Source organism: Stenotrophomonas terrae (assembly GCF_001431465.1).
Lineage (GTDB): Bacteria > Pseudomonadota > Gammaproteobacteria > Xanthomonadales > Xanthomonadaceae > Stenotrophomonas > Stenotrophomonas terrae.
In genome coordinates this window covers 54,945-70,233 of the sequence record NZ_LDJJ01000015.1, presented here as the reverse complement: position 1 = coordinate 70,233, position 15,289 = coordinate 54,945, and the positions used below count along the sequence as shown (strand labels likewise).

Sequence of the window (15,289 nt, the reverse complement as noted above, 5' to 3'; positions counted from 1 at the left end):
TCGTTGTCAGGGCGGCGTGGTTCGCAGTATCGCGTTGATGCGTTGGACCATCGCATCCGGGTAGTTGATATGGGTGGGTGTATCGGCAAGCGGTGCGGCGGCATTGGCATCGCGCAAGGTCGCATCGAGCCCGCTTTTAGGTAGATAGATCGGTGCCGCCACTGAGAAGCCGTGCTCGGGCAGCCGGCCGTGGATGACGCGAAAAAGCTGGATGGCGTCAAGCAGGGTCAGCGCCGGGCCGGGATGCATGCCGTCCGCGTCGTACCAGGGTAGGTCGGGCGCAGCGGCCGAGGCGGTACGCAGGGCTTCGGAGATTGCCACATAGGGAATGCCGGCCTGTTCGGCAGCAGCAGCTTCCTTGGCAATCAGACGGGCCGATGCCGCCGCCTGTGATTGATAGCTGCCGAGCAGCAGTACGCGGGCACCGGCGTCGCTACCTGTCTTCGCCAATGCCGCTATCGCTGCCTGCGATTTTGTACAGGATGATGCGTCCGGCAAGCACAGCAGCGCGCCGCCTTGTTCCTGCAGGATCAGTAGCTCGGGGCGATGTTCGCTCAGTGCGCGTTGTACTGAGCCATCGGCAACCCGTTGATGGAGGTGGGCACCGCCTTTGACGATCATCTGGCTGTGAACCGGATGTCCGTTGGCGCTGCTCAGTGCTGCGTAGGTGGCCGGCAGATTACCTACGTAGATCAGGCTGTTGCCGACGAACAAGGCCCTTGCCGGTTGACGGGAAAGCTCACCGGCGTAGGCATTGAATGTGAAAAACAGCGCGAAAATAAAGATCCATCTACGCATTTCCGTCTCCGTGGGTCTCTGCGCTATTGGTCAGCGTCTGACCCGGTTACCAATCAATGGTTCCGCGGATCACGGTCTGCACCTGACCGCCCGACCAGACGTCGCCGTGCGCGTCGATGCGCAGCTCCAGCAACGCATCGTGGCCGACTTCGCGGCCCTGGCTGGCGGTGTAGCGCTTGTTGCTGCCGGGCAGGGCATCGCGCTCGTCCAGCCATGCGGCCAGCACGGCATTGGCCGCACCGGAGGCGGCGTCTTCAAAGCGGCGACCATTGCCGACGAAAGCTCGCACCACCAATTGGTAGCCGTCGCCTGCGGCGCGGGCGTAGGCGAACACGCCCATCGCGCCGGTGGATTCTGCGAGGGTGGCGATGGCGTCCCAGTCGGGGTTGAGCGCGCGCAGCGCGGCTTCGTCAGCGACTTCCACCACCCACCAGCGGCGGCCGCCATCCATCAGTGCGGGTGGCAGGCTGCCCAGCGGCCAGCCGACGATGGCTGGCTGCAGGCGCGGATCGCTGGCGGTGACGATCTCAGCCACCGAGGCGCGAGGCGTACGGATGGCGATGGTGCGGATGCCATCGTGCTCGCTGATCTGCAGCGGCAGCTGGCCGGCAATGCCGTCCTGTACCAGCTGGCCATCGATGGCCGCGGCCACGCTGCTTTCCAGTACGGCATGGGCGCTGCCGACGCTGGGGTGGCCGGCAAACGGCACCTCCTTCTGCGGGGCGAACATGCGGATGCCGTAGCTGGTACCCGGTTTGGTCGGGGCGAAGATGAAAGTGGTTTCAGGCAGACGAGTCCAGCGGGCGATGGCCTGCATGGCGGCATCGTCCAGGCCATCGGCGTCCAGCACCACGGCCAGCGGATTGCCGGTACCGGGCCGGGGGGCGAAGACATCAAGTTGCAGGAAGCGGCGGGTGGTCATGGGTGGGTCCGGATGCTGTGAGGTTGTTGCTGTTGTTGTTGTTGTTGTTGTTGTTGTTGTTGTTGTTGCTGTTGCTGTGGCGGTGGCTGTCGCTGTCGCTGTCGCTGTTGCTGTTGCTGTTGCTGCTGCTGTGGGCGTTGCTATGGCCCTGGCTCTCGCTGTGGTTGTCGCTTTGGCTGTGGCTTAAGCCCCTCTCCCGCCTGCGGGAGAGGGGTTGGGGTGAGGGGAGGCGGACGAAGTCCGCTTGCTCTGTTTTTTGCAGGGCTACAAAGGCAAGAGCATGCGTGCTTCCGCACGCTTCCCCTCATCCGCCCTTTGGGCACCTTCCCCCAAGAAGGGGGCTGCAGTCCCGTAAACGGGAGAGGGGAGACATTCACGCATGGCTTGCGCTCTCACCACTCAATCTGTCCCGCAATCACCTGCTGCACCTCACCGCCAATCCAGATGTTGGACTCCGCATCCACTTCCACCCGCACTTCGCCGTTGCGGCCGAGCTCGCGGCCCTGGCTGGCGAGGTATTGCTGGAACGGCTTGATCCGCCCCTGTTGCAGCAGCTGCGCGGCGACCAGCGCATTGGCGCTGCCGGTAACCGGGTCTTCGTTGATGCCAACGCCCGGGGCGAAGGCGCGCACCACGTATTGGTAGCCAACGTCGGGGCGGTCGGCGGCGGCATAGATCGCCAGCTTGCCGCGGCCGGGCAGGGCCGCGATGGCGGCGAGCTCGGGCTTGTAGCGGCGCAGGGCGGCTTCGCTGCCGGCTTCCAGCAGCCACCAGTCCGGGCCGTTGTTCCACAGTTCCGGGCTGTGGCCGGGCTTGGCCAGGGCCGCCAGGCCGTCGGGCAGCTTGTCGATGACGGTATCGCGGCGTTCGGCCTGCGGGCTGCGCACGTGGATCTGGCGGAACCAACGGCCGCCCTGTACCCGCACCGGCAGCAACCCGGCCGCGCATTGCTGGACCAATTGGCCGTTGTCATCGGGCGTGGCCAGCCCCAGCTCCACCGCGGCCCAGGCGGCACCCACGCTGGGGTGCCCGGCAAAGGGCAGTTCACCCTTTGGGGTGAAAATGCGGATGCGATAGCTGGCGCCTTCATCCGGCGGCAGGAAGAAAATGGTCTCGGACAGATTCAGCCAGGCGGCAATGGCCTGCAGGGCGATGTCATCCAGCCCTTCACTGTCGACGATGACGCCCAGCGGATTGCCGGTGCCTGGGCGGGCGGCGAATACATCCAACTGCAGATAGCGGCGAGCGGACATTACGAACAGGTTCCAGACGACGGCCCGGCAGCTTACCAGTGCACCTGTGCATCGATAACCGGCTGGACCTGGCCGCCAATCCAGACCGTGCCCTGCGCATCGATTGCTACCTGCACGCGGCCATCGCGTCCGACCTCGCGGCCTTGGCTGGCGACATAGCTGCCATCACTGCCCGGTAGTTGCCTGCGTTGCTGCAACCACGCCGCGATCAGCGCATTGGCACTGCCGGTGACCGGATCCTCGGGCACGCTCGCCGAGTCGGCCGGGCAGAAGACGCGCACCACCAGGGCGTGATCTGTGCCGGCTTCGGCTGCGAAAACGGCCACACCGGTTGCATCCGTGGCATGGCTCCAGTCGCGTATGGCGGCCATGTCCGGCACCAGAGTGCGCACGCTTGCCGCATCGCGCGCCGGTAGCAACCACCAACGTGGGCCGTTGTCCCAGAGTTCGGGAACATGGCCGGGGGAGATCAAGGCCTGCAACTGTTCCGGTACAGCGCCCGGCATCGTCTGCTGCTGTTGCGCAGAGGGGCTGGCCAACAGGATGGTTGGGGCGCCGGCTGGCCCGCTTACCTGTACCGGCAGCAGGCCCGCTGCGCACTGCTGTATCAACCTGCCTTCATCTGCCTGTGCCAGCCCGCAGGTGACCGCCGCCCAGGCCGCGCCGACGCTGGGGTGGCCGGCGAACGGCAGCTCGCTGCTGGGGGTGAAAATGCGGATGCGGTAGCTGGCGCCTTCGTCCGGTGGCAGGAAGAAGATGGTCTCGGACAGGTTCAGCCAGGCGGCGAGGGCCTGCATGGCGTTGCTGTCCAGGCCGTCGCTGTCGAGGATGACGCCCAGCGGATTGCCGTAACCGGCGCGGGCAGCGAAGACATCCAATTGCAGGTAGCGGCGCGGGGACATGGTTCTTTGTAGTGGGGCAGGGACGTGGCAGCTTAGGCGCGTTGCGGGAAAGTGCCAGCGGGAGGCGGCTTTCAAGCCAATCCTGTAAACCCTGCATCGGCGTGGCCGCGCGGGCGTGAGGCACCTGCGCTGCGTGTTTCCTGCCTGCGGACCAAAGCTTACGGCGAATGCTCTGGCCCGATCTGGCTGGGCCGAGAACCTGCCCTGTGCGCGGATGACGGCCTTGAAAACAGGGTCCAAGGCCAGGCTCGGGCCGGCCCCCAGCAGCACCCATTCATCCAAAGATGACCCGGATCGTTGCAAATGCTACTTTCTTGACCCCGGGAGGGGAGGCCGGGCGGCGATGGTATCGCTGGTAACTCAGCCGTCCTGCCTCAACGGCCTTGGCATAGAATCGGGAGTTCCGCCCGCGTTGCCGGGTCTTTCTCCCACCTGTGAACCCTCAAAGCCAATGTCTGCTTCCCCAATTGCTGATCGCTGGATCGTCCTCAAGTTCGGTGGCACCTCGGTGTCGCGTCGTCATCGCTGGAACACGATCGGTCAGTTGGCGAAAAAACGGGCAGACGAGACCGGCGGCAGGGTGCTGGTGGTGGTGTCGGCCTTGTCCGGCGTCACCAATGAATTGACCGCCATTGCTGACGGCGCCGCCGACAGTCGCGCACGAGTGGAGGCGCTGGTCGCCCGCCACAACGAGTTCCTGGCCGAGCTGGAGCTGGGCACCGAGGTACTGGCTGAACGTCTGGCCGCCCTGCAGGCGCTGCTGGATGACCCGCGTGCGGCCAGCCGTCCGTTGGACTGGCAGGCCGACGTGCTGGGCCAGGGCGAACTGCTGTCCTCCAGCGTCGGTGCCGCCTATCTGCGCAGCACCGGCCTGGATTTCGGCTGGATGGACGCGCGCGAATGGCTCAATGCACTTCCGGCCGCGCCGAACCAGACCGAATGGTCGCAACGCCTGTCGGTGAATTGCCAGTGGCAGGGCGGCGGCGACTTCAAGCAGCGTTTTTCGGCCCAGCCGACGCGCATGCTGATCACCCAGGGCTTCATCGCCCGCCACGGTGACGGCGGCACCGCCATCCTTGGCCGCGGTGGTTCGGATACCTCGGCGGCGTACTTCGGTGCACTGCTCGGCGCCAGCCGCGTGGAGATCTGGACCGACGTGCCGGGCATGTTCAGCGCCAACCCCAAGGACGTACCGGACGCGCGCCTGCTGACCCGCCTGGATTATTACGAAGCACAGGAAATCGCCACCACCGGCGCCAAGGTATTGCACCCGCGCTCGATCAAGCCCTGCCGCGATGCCGGCGTACCGATGGCCATCCTCGATACCGAGCGCCCGCACATGCCGGGCACCAGCATCGACGGCGCGGCCGAGCCGGTGCCGGGGGTGAAGGCGATCAGCCGCCGCAACGGCATCGTGCTGATCTCGATGGAAGGCATCGGCATGTGGCAGCAGGTCGGCTTCCTGTCCGACGTGTTCAACCTGTTCAAGAAGCACGGCCTGTCGGTGGACCTGATCGGTTCGGCCGAGACCAACGTCACCGTGTCGCTGGACCCGTCTGAAAACCTGGTCAACACCGATGTGCTGGCCGCGTTGTCGGCCGACCTGTCGCAGATCTGCAAGGTCAAGGTGATCGTGCCGTGCGCGGCCATCACCCTGGTTGGCCGCGGCATGCGCTCGCTGCTGTACAAGCTCTCGGACGTGTGGGCCACGTTCGGCAAGGAGCGCGTGCACATGATTTCGCAGTCCTCCAACGACTTGAACCTGACCTTCGTCATCGACGAAGCCGACGCCGACGGCCTGTTGCCGATCCTGCACGCAGAGCTGATCGACAGCGGCGCCATGCCGGTTTACGAAGAACACGTGTTCGGCCCGCGCTGGCGCGAAATCATCGGCAGCATCCGCCCGCGGCAGACGCCGTGGTGGCAGGCACCGGCGCGCCAGCAGCGGCTGCTGGAACTGGCTGCGCAGGGTACGCCGGCCTACGTCTACGATCTGGACAAGGTGCGCGAACGCGCCCGCCAGTTGAATGCGATCAGCGCCATCGATCGCCGCTTCTACGCGATCAAGGCCAACTCGCATCCGCAGATCCTGCGCACGCTGGCCGCTGAAGGTTTCGGCCTGGAATGTGTATCGCAGGGCGAGGTGGAACTGGTGTTCGCCTCGGTGCCGGATATCAGCCCCGAGCGCGTGCTGTTCACGCCGAGCTTTGCGCCGATCACCGAGTACCAGGCCGTGCTGGCGCGTGGCGTCAACGTCACCGTCGACAATGTCGAGCTGCTGCAGAACTGGCCGGAGGTTTTCCGTGGCCGCAAGCTGTGGCTGCGTATCGATCTGGGCCACGGCGACGGCCACCACAAGAAGGTGAACACCGGCGGCAAGGAGTCCAAGTTCGGCCTGTCCGCGCTGCGCGTGGATGAGTTCATTGCCGCCGCCCGCGCGCTGGATATCCGCATCACCGGCGTGCATGCGCACCTGGGCAGCGGCATCGAGAACAGCGGTCACTGGAAGCAGATGGTCGATGAAATGGCCGGCTTCGCCCGCCGTATCGGCAGCGTCGAGATCCTCGATATCGGCGGCGGCCTGCCGGTGCCTTACAGCGACGACGACGAGCCATTTGATCTGGAAGCCTGGGCTGCTGGCCTGGCCGATATCAAAGCCGTGCACCCGGCCTTCCAGCTGGCGATCGAGCCGGGCCGCTTCATGGTCGCCGAATGCGGAGTGCTGCTGACCCACGCCACGCAGGTGGTGGAAAAGGACGGCGTGCGCCGTGTTGGCCTGGATGCCGGCATGAACGCCTTGCTGCGCCCGGCGCTGTACGACGCCTGGCACGACATCGCCAACCTCAGCCGCCTGGGCGATGCCCGCGACGTTGATTTCAGCGTGGTCGGCCCGATCTGTGAGTCCAGCGACGTGTTCGCGCAGCGGGTGAAGCTGCCGGCGGCCACCGCACACGGCGATGTGATGCTGATCGCCGATGCCGGCGCCTATGGCTTCAGCATGGCCAGTACCTATAACCAGCGCGCCTTGCCGCGCGAGGACATCATCGATGCATGATGCTGTTCGTTCCCTGCACACCTCTTTGTCGTCCCGCCGCGCCACCGCGCGAAAACGGTTCGTTTGATTCGGATACGCCATGACAGCTTTTGATAAAGACCAGGTTTCCCGCTTCCGCTTCGTCCGCTGCGATTTCGCCGCGGACACCGGCGTTGCGCAGCTGGTATACGCCTTCGACGACGGCCCGGAGATGACCGAGACCGTCACCGTGCCGGGTGCACCGTTCCAGCTGGACGGCGACCGCGCCGCAGCGGTGCAACGCGCGCTGCAGCTGCTGCACCTGATTGCCGGTGTGAGTTACTACAAGGCAGCGGTACCGGCGCAGGTAAGCATCGACAGCTACGCCATCGACGCGGCCACCGCCGCGCTGGTGGAAACGGTGTACTTCAACGGCCTGGGTGAATTCGCCTACCGCAACGGCCTGAACCTGCGCGACAGGTTCAAGCTGCCGGTGACTGAGCCCCTCTCCCCCCGGGAGAGGGGTTGGGGTGAGGGTGCTTCTGCGCCCAATCTCAACCTGACCCACCACGCCCTGGTAGCCATCGGCGGCGGCAAGGACTCGCTGGTCAGCATCGAAGCCCTGCGCAATGCCGGCGTGGCCGAAACCGTCACCTGGATCGGCGGCTCGCAGCTGATCCGTGCCTGTGCCGAGCGCACAGGCCTGCCCACGCTCAACATCGGCCGCACGTTGGCGCCGGAACTGTTCGAGCTCAACCGCCAAGGCGCCTGGAACGGCCATATCCCGGTCACCGCGGTGAACTCGGCGATCATGGTGCTGGCAGCGGTGGTGCAGGGTATGGACCAGGTGGTGTTCTCCAACGAACGCTCGGCCAGCTATGGCAGCCAGATCGCCGGCACCGGCGAAGTGAACCACCAGTGGTCCAAGGGCTGGGCCTTCGAGAAGGCGTTTGGCGAATACGTGCAGCAGTACATCGCCGCCGACCTGAACTACTACTCGCTGCTGCGCCCCTTGTCGGAGCTGGCGGTGGCCCGCCAGTTCGCCAAGACCGATTTCTACGACGCGCATTTCTCCAGCTGCAACCGCAATTTCCACATTCTCGGCGAGCGCCCGGTGAACCGTTGGTGCGGCGTCTGCCCGAAGTGCCACTTCGTGTTCCTGGCGCTGGCACCGTTCATGCCGAAGATGCGTCTGGTGCGCATCTTTGGCCGCAATCTGCTGGATGACAGCGAGCAGGCCGGCGGCTACGACGCGTTGCTGGAGTTCCAGGACCACAAGCCGTTCGAGTGCGTGGGCGAGGGCAAGGAATCGCGTGCGGCGATGGCCACCCTGGCATCGCGACCGGAATGGAAGGAAGACGTGCTGGTCAAGCGCTTCGCCAACCTGATCCAGCCGACCCTGTCGGCCGATGAACTGCAGATCGAACCGCTGCTGGTCATCGACGGTGAACACCGCATCCCGGCAGAACTGTGGGAGCGTCTGCGTGCGAATTTCGCAGCTTGAAGGCAAGCGTGTCGCGCTGTGGGGCTGGGGCCGTGAGGGCCGTGCCGCGTTCCAGGTATTGCAGGCGCGGCTGCCAACACTCGCGCTGACCCTGTTCTGTCCGGCTGCCGAAGCGGACGCAGCACGCGCCGAAACCGCAGGCGCCCTGCAGGTGGAAACCGATGTAAGCGGCGAGGCGCTGGCGCGCTTCGAGGTGGTGATCAAGTCGCCCGGCATCAGTCCTTACAAGGCCGAGGCGCAGTACGCCCTGGTCCAGGGCACGCAGTTCATCGGCGGTACCTCGCTGTGGTTCAGCGAACACGCCGATGCGAACGGTGCGCTGCCCAATACGGTCTGCGTGACCGGCACCAAGGGCAAGAGCACCACCACCTCGCTGCTGGCGCACCTGCTGCGTGCTGCCGGCCATCGCACCGGCCTGATCGGCAATATCGGCCTGCCGCTGCTTGAGGCGCTGGACCCGCAACCGGCACCGGAATACTGGGCGGTTGAACTGTCCAGCTACCAGACCGGCGAAGTGGCGCGCAGTGGCGTGCGTCCGGACGTGGCCATCGTCCTGAACATCTTCCCGGAACATCTGGACTGGCACGGCAGCGAGCAGCGCTACATCGACGACAAGCTGTCGTTGGTGACCGGCGGGCATCCGCGTGTTGCCGTGCTCAATGCGGCCGACGAGCACCTGCGCGTACTGCAGCTGCCGCACAGCGAAATTGTCTGGTTCAACCAGCCCGAAGGCTGGCATATGGTTGGCGAAGTCGTGCATCGCGGCACGCAGCCGGTATTCGATACCTCGAACACGCCGCTGCCGGGCCGGCATAACCGCGGCAACCTGTGCGCTGTACTGGCCGCGCTGGAAGCGCTGGGGCTGGATGCGGTTGCATTGGCACCTGCAGTGCAGAGCTTCCGGCCATTGCCGAATCGCTTGCAGCTTTTGGGTGAACGCGACGGCCTGCAATGGGTCAATGACTCGATCAGCACCACGCCGCATGCGTCGCTTGCTGCCTTGGATTGTTTTGCCGGCCAGCGCATCGCGCTGCTGGTGGGCGGCCATGACCGTGGCCTGGATTGGCACGATTTTGCCGAGCACATGCGCGTTGGCGCGCCGGTCGAGATCGTGACCATGGGCGCGAACGGGCCACGCATCAATGCGCTGCTGGCGCCGCTGGCTGAGGCCGGTGGATTTGGTCTGCATGCTGCGGGCGACTTGCCGCACGCAGTGGAGTTGGCGCGTGCAGCGTTGGGCGAGCAGGGCGGGGTAGTGCTGCTGTCGCCGGGCGCGCCGAGCTTTGGTGCTTACAAGGACTATGTTGCGCGCGGGCGGCACTTCGCCGAGCTGGCTGGGTTTGATCCGGACAGCATCAGTGCGATTCCTGGGTTGGGGATTGGTTGAGCTTGATGTGCGGGCTGATGGCTCGCGCGATCAGCTTGCCCTCACCCCAACCCCTCTCCCGCAGGAGAGGGGCTCGGTTTCCGTCAGCGGCTAGTGCACTAGCCCCTCTCCCGTACACGGGAGAGGGGTTGGGGTGAGGGCAAGCTTTTGCTCTAAGAACACCCAGCGCCTAGACTCGCCACACACCCCAGACCGGAGCAGTCCCATGCGCGCAGCACGGAAAATGCAGTTGGCGGTATTGGCCTTGTGTGTCACCGCATCCATCCCCGCCTTCGCGAAGATGCAGCACCGCCCGGTCGAATGGCAGCTGCAGGGGACGACCTACAGCGGCGTGCTGGTCTATGACGATGAAGGCGATGCCCGCCGTCCCGGCGTGGTGATGGTGCCCAATTGGCGCGGGGTCAATGACTCGGCGGTGGCCAAGGCCGAGCAGATCGCCGGCGATGACTATGTTGTGCTGGTAGCCGATGTCTACGGCAAGAACGTGCGGCCGCAGGACAACGATGCCGCGGCGGCAGCCTCCAAACCGTTGCGCGAGGATCGCGCTCTGCTGCGCAGCCGCGCGGCGGCGGCACTGGATGCCTTGAAGGCACAGGCAGGCAAGGCCCCCTTGGATGCAAACCATATTGCAGCCGTAGGCTTCTGCTTCGGCGGCACCACCGTGCTGGAAATGGCCCGTGCCGGCATGCCGCTGGCCGGGGTAGTGAGCCTGCATGGCGGGCTGTCCACGCCTGCGCCGGCCGCGGCAGGTAGCGGCAAGGTGCCGATGCTGGTTCTCAATGGCGCGGCGGATCGTGGCGTCAGCGCCGAGGACATTGCCAACTTCGGTACGGAAATGGATGCGGCCAAGGCCGATTGGCAGTTCGTCAATTTCAGCGGCGCCGTGCATTGCTTCGCCGAAGCCGACGCCAACAGCCCGCCGGGCTGCCTCTACGACCCGCGCGCAGCAAAACGCGCCTGGAAGATGATGGACAACTTCCTGGAAGAACGCCTGGGCGACTAAGGCTTAGGTAGTGCCGAGCCATGCTCGGCAGGGGCGTCACCAGCAATCCAACAGATTGTGGGAGCGGCGTGAGCCGCGAAGCTCAAGCCAGATCAGAAGCGATAAAGCTTACCCCTCCCCAACCCTCCCCTTCGCTACGCGAAAGGGAGGGAGCGTAGTGCCGAGCCATGCTCGGCTGGGGCTTCACCAGCAATCCATACGCTGTAGGAGCGGCGTAAGCCGCGAAGCTGACTATCTGTCAGATCGCGGCAAATGCTCTCCACGCGGGATGCGGTCATGGTGGTTCGTGCCAAGCGGCGCCGGGAACAGCTGTGGCTTCGCGGTTTACGACGCTCCTACAAAGGCGTCCGGCTCTGCGCCGCGGCTATCGCCCCACTGATCGCCGCCCTTGCCTGCGGGCTGTTGCGCCAGCAGCTGCTGCCCAGCATCGCCGATGCCTGGCTGACGACATCGCCGGTGTCGGCTTCGGCCAGCTGTGCCAGCGAATGAAATCCCAGCTGCTCCAAGCGTGAAACCACGGTGGCGCCGACGCCTTTGACCGCCAACAACACGGCGCGCTCGTCATCCGGGAACTGCTGCAGGCCAGCCATTGCGATCAGTGACTCCGTTCGATGGCGTAACGGGCCAGGCCACGCAGGGCAGCAATCGCCTCGGTTTCCGGCAGGCCATCCAAGGCCTGCTCGGCGGCGTTGGCATATTCCACGGCGCGCTTGCGGCTGTATTCCAGGCCGCCGGTGGCGTGGATGGCGGCCAGCACTTCCGGCATTGCGCTGGCATCGCCGTCCTGCACGATCTCGCGCAGGCGTTGGCGAACCGCTTCATCCGAATGCGCCATGGCATGGATCAGCGGCAAGGTGGCCTTGCCTTCGGCCAGGTCGTCGCCCAAGTTCTTGCCCAATTCGTCGGCATTGGCCGAATAGTCCAGCACGTCGTCGGCGATCTGGAAGGCGTAACCCAGGTGCATGCCGTAGTCGTAGAGCTTCTGCTGCACGGCTTCATCGGCACCGGTGGCCAGCGCGCCCAGGCGGGTACCGGCGGCGAACAGCACCGCGGTCTTGCGCTCGATCACGCGCAGGTAGGCGTCCTCGTCGGTGTCCGGGTTATGCACGTGCAGCAACTGCAGTACCTCGCCTTCGGCGATGCGGTTGGTGGTGTCGGCCAGGATCTGCATCACCGGCATACGCTCCAGTTCCACCATCAGCTGGAAACTGCGCGAGTACAGGAAGTCACCGACCAGCACGCTGGGGGCATTGCCCCACAGGGCGTTGGCGGTGCTGCGGCCACGGCGCAGGTCCGATTCGTCCACCACATCGTCGTGCAGCAGGGTGGAGGTGTGGATGAACTCGATGATCGCCGCCAGCTGGTGGTGTTCCGGGCCGGCGCCGCCGACCGCATGGCCGGCCAGCATCACCAGCATCGGCCGCAGGCGTTTGCCGCCGGCCGAGACGATGTGGTCGGCGATCTGGTTGATCAGCACCACGTCCGAGGACAGGCGGCGACGGATCAGGGCATCTACGGCAGCCATGTCCGCTGCGGCGAGGGTCTGGATGGCAGGCAGGCCCAGCGCGGGGCGGATATGTTCAGCGATGCTCATAGGAAGACTTCGGGGGGTACCGGGGGATTATAGGCGGTGTGGGCCGATGCGGCCCGTCGGGGCCAAAAACCGAACAGAACCGGGCCTTTGCGCAGTGAATACGTATGCAAGCAACACCGCCGGCAAAGCACCAACGCTAAGCTGGCCGGCATACATTTCGCGGCCCCTTTGCAGGGGCAATGCAGCCCGTAGGGGGGCGTTCGATGTCCAAGACTTCGTGGTGGCGCGGTGCCGTCATCTACCAGATTTACCCGCGCAGCTACCTGGACACCAATGGCGACGGCGTCGGCGACCTGCCGGGCATCATCGAGCGCCTGGATTATGTGGCCTCGCTGGGCGTGGACGCGATCTGGGTGTCGCCGTTCTTCAAGTCGCCTATGGCCGACTTTGGTTACGACATTGCCGACTACCGCGATGTGGACCCCTTGTTCGGCAACCTGGCCGACTTCGACCGCTTGCTGGCCAAGGCGCATGCGCTGGGCCTGAAGGTGATGATCGACCAGGTGTTCAGCCATACCTCGGTGGAGCATGCCTGGTTCAAGGAAAGCCGCGAGAGCCGCGACAATCCCAAGGCCGACTGGTACGTGTGGGCCGATGCGCGTGCTGACGGCAGCCCGCCCAACAACTGGCTGTCGATCTTTGGCGGGGTGGCCTGGCAGTGGGAGCCGCGTCGCCGCCAGTACTTCCTGCACAACTTCCTGGCCTCGCAGCCGGACCTGGATTTCCATAATCCGGCCGTGCAGCAGGCAACGCTGGACTATGTGAAGTTCTGGCTGGATCGCGGCGTGGATGGCTTCCGTCTGGATTCGATCAACTTCTGCTTCCACGACGCGCAGCTGCGCGACAACCCGCCCAAGCCGGAAAGCGAGCGGGTGGGGCGTGGTTTCAGCCCGGACAATCCGTACGCGTTCCAGTACCACTATTACAACAACACCCGGCCCGAGAACATTGGCTTCCTCGAGCGCCTGCGTGGCTTGCTGGATCAGTACCCGGAAGCGGTAACGCTGGGCGAAATCTCCTCGGAGGATTCGCTGGCCACAACCGCCGAGTACACCGCGCCGGGCCGGCTGCACATGGGCTATAGCTTCGAGCTGCTGGTGGACGATTACAGCGCCGCCTATATCCGCGGCACGGTCGAGCGGTTGGAAGCGGCAATGGGCGAGGCCTGGCCGTGCTGGGCGGTGTCCAACCACGATGTGCAGCGTGCGGTGACCCGTTGGGGCGGGCATCCGGCCCAGCCGTCGCTGGCCAAGATGTTGGCTGCGCTGGTGTGCTCACTGCGCGGTTCGGTGTGCATCTACCAGGGTGAAGAGTTGGGCTTGGGCGAAGCGGATGTGCCGTTTGAGGCGCTGCAGGACCCGTATGGCATCACCTTCTGGCCGAACTTCAAGGGGCGCGATGGGTGTCGCACGCCGATGCCGTGGACCGATGGGGCGCTGGCGGGATTCACCACCGGCAAGCCATGGCTGCCGATTCCGGCCGAGCATCAGGCGCTGTCGGTGCAGGCGCAGGAAGTGGATGCTGATTCGGTATTGCACGCGTTCCGCTGCTTCATGGGCTGGCGCAAGGCGCATCCGGCGTTGGTGGGCGGTTCCATTCGTTTCCTGGACAGCGCCGAGCCGGTGTTGTTGTTTGAGCGCCAGGCGGGGGATGAAACCTTGTTGCTGGCCTTCAACCTGTCGGGTGACACCGTGCGGCACGGTTTGCCGGCGGGTGAATGGCAGGCGCTGGACGTGCCGGGCCCGGTGGCGGGCGCGGTGGAGTCTGGCGAATTGGTATTGCCTGGGCACGCGGTGTATTGCGCGCGTCGCAGCTGAGTTTTGTTGTTCTCTCTTTTGTGCGGGCGGAGATAGCATCTCCGCCTTTTTTTTGCTTTTGATTTTGATTTTGCTCTTGATCTAAGCCCCTCTCCCGCCTGCGGGAGAGGGGTTGGGGTGAGGGCGCTTTTAAAAGCAAGCCAAACCCAAAGCTCCCCCATCCGCCCTCCGGGCACCTTCCCCCGCAAGCGGGAGAAGGGAAATTCCAGAGCAATAGTGCAGAGCGAAATCTAAAGCCAAAGCTCAAAGCCAAAGCTCAACGCCAGATCCCCAAGGATTTGCTGTGGAGCATGCACTTGCGTCACCTCGAATGTGATGGTCAGTGAACAACGCTCAAGGCTTATCGCGGATAACGACATATTGCTTGCGGAACTCATTGCCTTCGCCAGGCCAGCTTCTGGCGTATTCGATCAGCAAGGGTAGGGCCTCAGGGTGATCCTGCCCATTGACCCTGCAGTCCGCAGTGAACTCACCATCGCTGTCTCGATTCACGAAGATACGGATGCCCAGCACTCCCTCAGCGGCCAGGCTTGATTGGAAAGCTGCACGGCTGTTGGTGAACAGGCAGCACGGACAGAACCCATGGTCTGCTTCCTCCGCGGCAGGGCTGGCGGCGTAACGGGCAGTGGGCCCGAACACGACTTGCCGGCAACGTGGACCTTGCTTGGCATCGCTGGGCAAGTCGAGCTCCATCGTCGTGCAGTGTTCCGGCTGTACTGCCAGCGCATCGAGAATGGCAACCAGATCCGTTCTGGCCCAGGTATCAAAACCATTGTGCAGTGCGCTTTCCACATCCGCACCGCTTGCATGCTGGTACTCGTATAGACCGTCAGGGAAGGCAGTGCCATGCGATGTCAGCGTGGCTGTAGCCGTCCTGACCCCGCCGTTGGAGAAAGCATGGGTTTCGATCAACTGGGTACGTACGCAGACTCCATTGTCGAGGCGGATGTGATCGGCTTCGATCCGGGCGGAGCGGTGGTGGGCCTTGAGGGCGGCATGCAGCTGACGTAGCTCTATTGGGTGCTCGTTGTGCTGTTTGCGCAGCAGCCGGCGCAGAAAATCCATGGGTCAGCGTCCTTGTTGACGGTTGGTTTGA

The 15,289-nt window shown here is 64.7% G+C and carries 13 protein-coding genes; 6 read left to right on the top strand and 7 right to left on the bottom strand.

Annotated features, from left to right (window positions below):
- Window positions 1-6: 6 nt before the first annotated feature.
- A complete protein-coding gene (locus tag ABB27_RS05575) occupies window positions 7-798 on the bottom strand; it encodes a hypothetical protein (RefSeq protein WP_152984451.1) in 792 nt (263 codons plus the stop codon).
- 46 nt (window positions 799-844) lie between these two features.
- Window positions 845-1,720 carry a PhzF family phenazine biosynthesis protein gene (locus tag ABB27_RS05570; RefSeq protein ID WP_057627243.1) on the bottom strand — a complete coding sequence of 292 codons (876 nt, stop codon included), beginning with the start codon at window positions 1,718-1,720 and terminating at the stop codon, window positions 845-847.
- Here ABB27_RS05570 and ABB27_RS20030 point away from each other — a divergent pair.
- Window positions 1,719-1,907 carry a hypothetical protein gene (locus tag ABB27_RS20030; protein WP_083491159.1) on the top strand — a complete coding sequence of 63 codons (189 nt, stop codon included), beginning with the start codon at window positions 1,719-1,721 and terminating at the stop codon, window positions 1,905-1,907. The genes ABB27_RS05570 and ABB27_RS20030 overlap by 2 nt on opposite strands.
- A gap of 205 nt (window positions 1,908-2,112) precedes the next feature.
- Here the strand turns inward: ABB27_RS20030 and ABB27_RS05565 are convergent, their stop codons facing one another.
- Window positions 2,113-2,973: a PhzF family phenazine biosynthesis protein gene (locus ABB27_RS05565; RefSeq protein WP_057627242.1), complete on the bottom strand. Its 861-nt coding sequence runs from the start codon at window positions 2,971-2,973 to the stop codon at window positions 2,113-2,115.
- Window positions 2,974-3,005: 32 nt separating this feature from the next.
- Window positions 3,006-3,875 (bottom strand): PhzF family phenazine biosynthesis protein, encoded by an 870-nt coding sequence (locus tag ABB27_RS05560; RefSeq protein WP_057627241.1) that lies wholly within the window; start codon window positions 3,873-3,875, stop codon window positions 3,006-3,008.
- 451 nt (window positions 3,876-4,326) lie between these two features.
- On the opposite strand from ABB27_RS05560, the gene ABB27_RS05555 reads away from it, so the two are divergent.
- The 4 genes from ABB27_RS05555 (at window position 4,327) to ABB27_RS05540 (ending at window position 10,782) form a co-directional block, all read left to right on the top strand.
- Complete coding sequence (locus tag ABB27_RS05555) at window positions 4,327-6,930, top strand: bifunctional aspartate kinase/diaminopimelate decarboxylase (protein ID WP_057627240.1); 2,604 nt, start codon at window positions 4,327-4,329, stop codon at window positions 6,928-6,930.
- Between the two features lie 79 nt (window positions 6,931-7,009).
- Window positions 7,010-8,392 (top strand): UDP-N-acetyl-alpha-D-muramoyl-L-alanyl-L-glutamate epimerase, encoded by a 1,383-nt coding sequence (gene murL, locus ABB27_RS05550; protein WP_057627239.1) that lies wholly within the window; start codon window positions 7,010-7,012, stop codon window positions 8,390-8,392.
- Complete coding sequence (gene murD / locus ABB27_RS05545; protein WP_057627238.1) at window positions 8,373-9,779, top strand: UDP-N-acetylmuramoyl-L-alanine--D-glutamate ligase; 1,407 nt, start codon at window positions 8,373-8,375, stop codon at window positions 9,777-9,779. Before murL ends, murD begins: the two co-directional genes overlap by 20 nt.
- Before the next feature lie 205 nt (window positions 9,780-9,984).
- A complete protein-coding gene (locus ABB27_RS05540) occupies window positions 9,985-10,782 on the top strand; it encodes a dienelactone hydrolase family protein (RefSeq protein WP_057627237.1) in 798 nt (265 codons plus the stop codon).
- A 335-nt stretch (window positions 10,783-11,117) separates the two neighbouring features.
- Here ABB27_RS05540 and ABB27_RS05535 read toward each other — a convergent pair whose 3' ends face one another.
- Both ABB27_RS05535 and ABB27_RS05530 read right to left on the bottom strand, forming a co-directional pair.
- Window positions 11,118-11,372, bottom strand: coding sequence for a hypothetical protein (locus tag ABB27_RS05535; protein ID WP_057627236.1), 255 nt, complete (start codon window positions 11,370-11,372; stop codon window positions 11,118-11,120).
- A 5-nt stretch (window positions 11,373-11,377) separates the two neighbouring features.
- Window positions 11,378-12,376 (bottom strand): polyprenyl synthetase family protein, encoded by a 999-nt coding sequence (locus ABB27_RS05530; protein WP_057627235.1) that lies wholly within the window; start codon window positions 12,374-12,376, stop codon window positions 11,378-11,380.
- A gap of 203 nt (window positions 12,377-12,579) precedes the next feature.
- Between ABB27_RS05530 and ABB27_RS05525 the strand changes: the two genes are divergently transcribed.
- Entirely contained in the window at window positions 12,580-14,193 is a 1,614-nt protein-coding gene (locus ABB27_RS05525; RefSeq protein ID WP_057627234.1) for an alpha-glucosidase, read from the top strand.
- Window positions 14,194-14,526: 333 nt separating this feature from the next.
- Here the strand turns inward: ABB27_RS05525 and ABB27_RS05520 are convergent, their stop codons facing one another.
- Window positions 14,527-15,258 carry a DUF6348 family protein gene (locus ABB27_RS05520; protein WP_057627233.1) on the bottom strand — a complete coding sequence of 244 codons (732 nt, stop codon included), beginning with the start codon at window positions 15,256-15,258 and terminating at the stop codon, window positions 14,527-14,529.
- Window positions 15,259-15,289: the final 31 nt, after the last annotated feature.

Coding starts and splice junctions, on each gene's coding strand:
- ABB27_RS05520 (WP_057627233.1), bottom strand. CDS start 15,258: ATGGATTTTCTGCGCCGGCTGCTGCGCAAACAGCACAACGAGCACCCA.
- ABB27_RS05565 (WP_057627242.1), bottom strand. CDS start 2,973: ATGTCCGCTCGCCGCTATCTGCAGTTGGATGTATTCGCCGCCCGCCCA.
- ABB27_RS05575 (WP_152984451.1), bottom strand. CDS start 798: ATGCGTAGATGGATCTTTATTTTCGCGCTGTTTTTCACATTCAATGCC.
- ABB27_RS05525 (WP_057627234.1), top strand. CDS start 12,580: ATGTCCAAGACTTCGTGGTGGCGCGGTGCCGTCATCTACCAGATTTAC.
- ABB27_RS20030 (WP_083491159.1), top strand. CDS start 1,719: ATGGGTGGGTCCGGATGCTGTGAGGTTGTTGCTGTTGTTGTTGTTGTT.
- ABB27_RS05535 (WP_057627236.1), bottom strand. CDS start 11,372: ATGGCTGGCCTGCAGCAGTTCCCGGATGACGAGCGCGCCGTGTTGTTG.
- ABB27_RS05530 (WP_057627235.1), bottom strand. CDS start 12,376: ATGAGCATCGCTGAACATATCCGCCCCGCGCTGGGCCTGCCTGCCATC.
- murL (WP_057627239.1), top strand. CDS start 7,010: ATGACAGCTTTTGATAAAGACCAGGTTTCCCGCTTCCGCTTCGTCCGC.
- ABB27_RS05560 (WP_057627241.1), bottom strand. CDS start 3,875: ATGTCCCCGCGCCGCTACCTGCAATTGGATGTCTTCGCTGCCCGCGCC.
- ABB27_RS05540 (WP_057627237.1), top strand. CDS start 9,985: ATGCGCGCAGCACGGAAAATGCAGTTGGCGGTATTGGCCTTGTGTGTC.
- ABB27_RS05555 (WP_057627240.1), top strand. CDS start 4,327: ATGTCTGCTTCCCCAATTGCTGATCGCTGGATCGTCCTCAAGTTCGGT.
- ABB27_RS05570 (WP_057627243.1), bottom strand. CDS start 1,720: ATGACCACCCGCCGCTTCCTGCAACTTGATGTCTTCGCCCCCCGGCCC.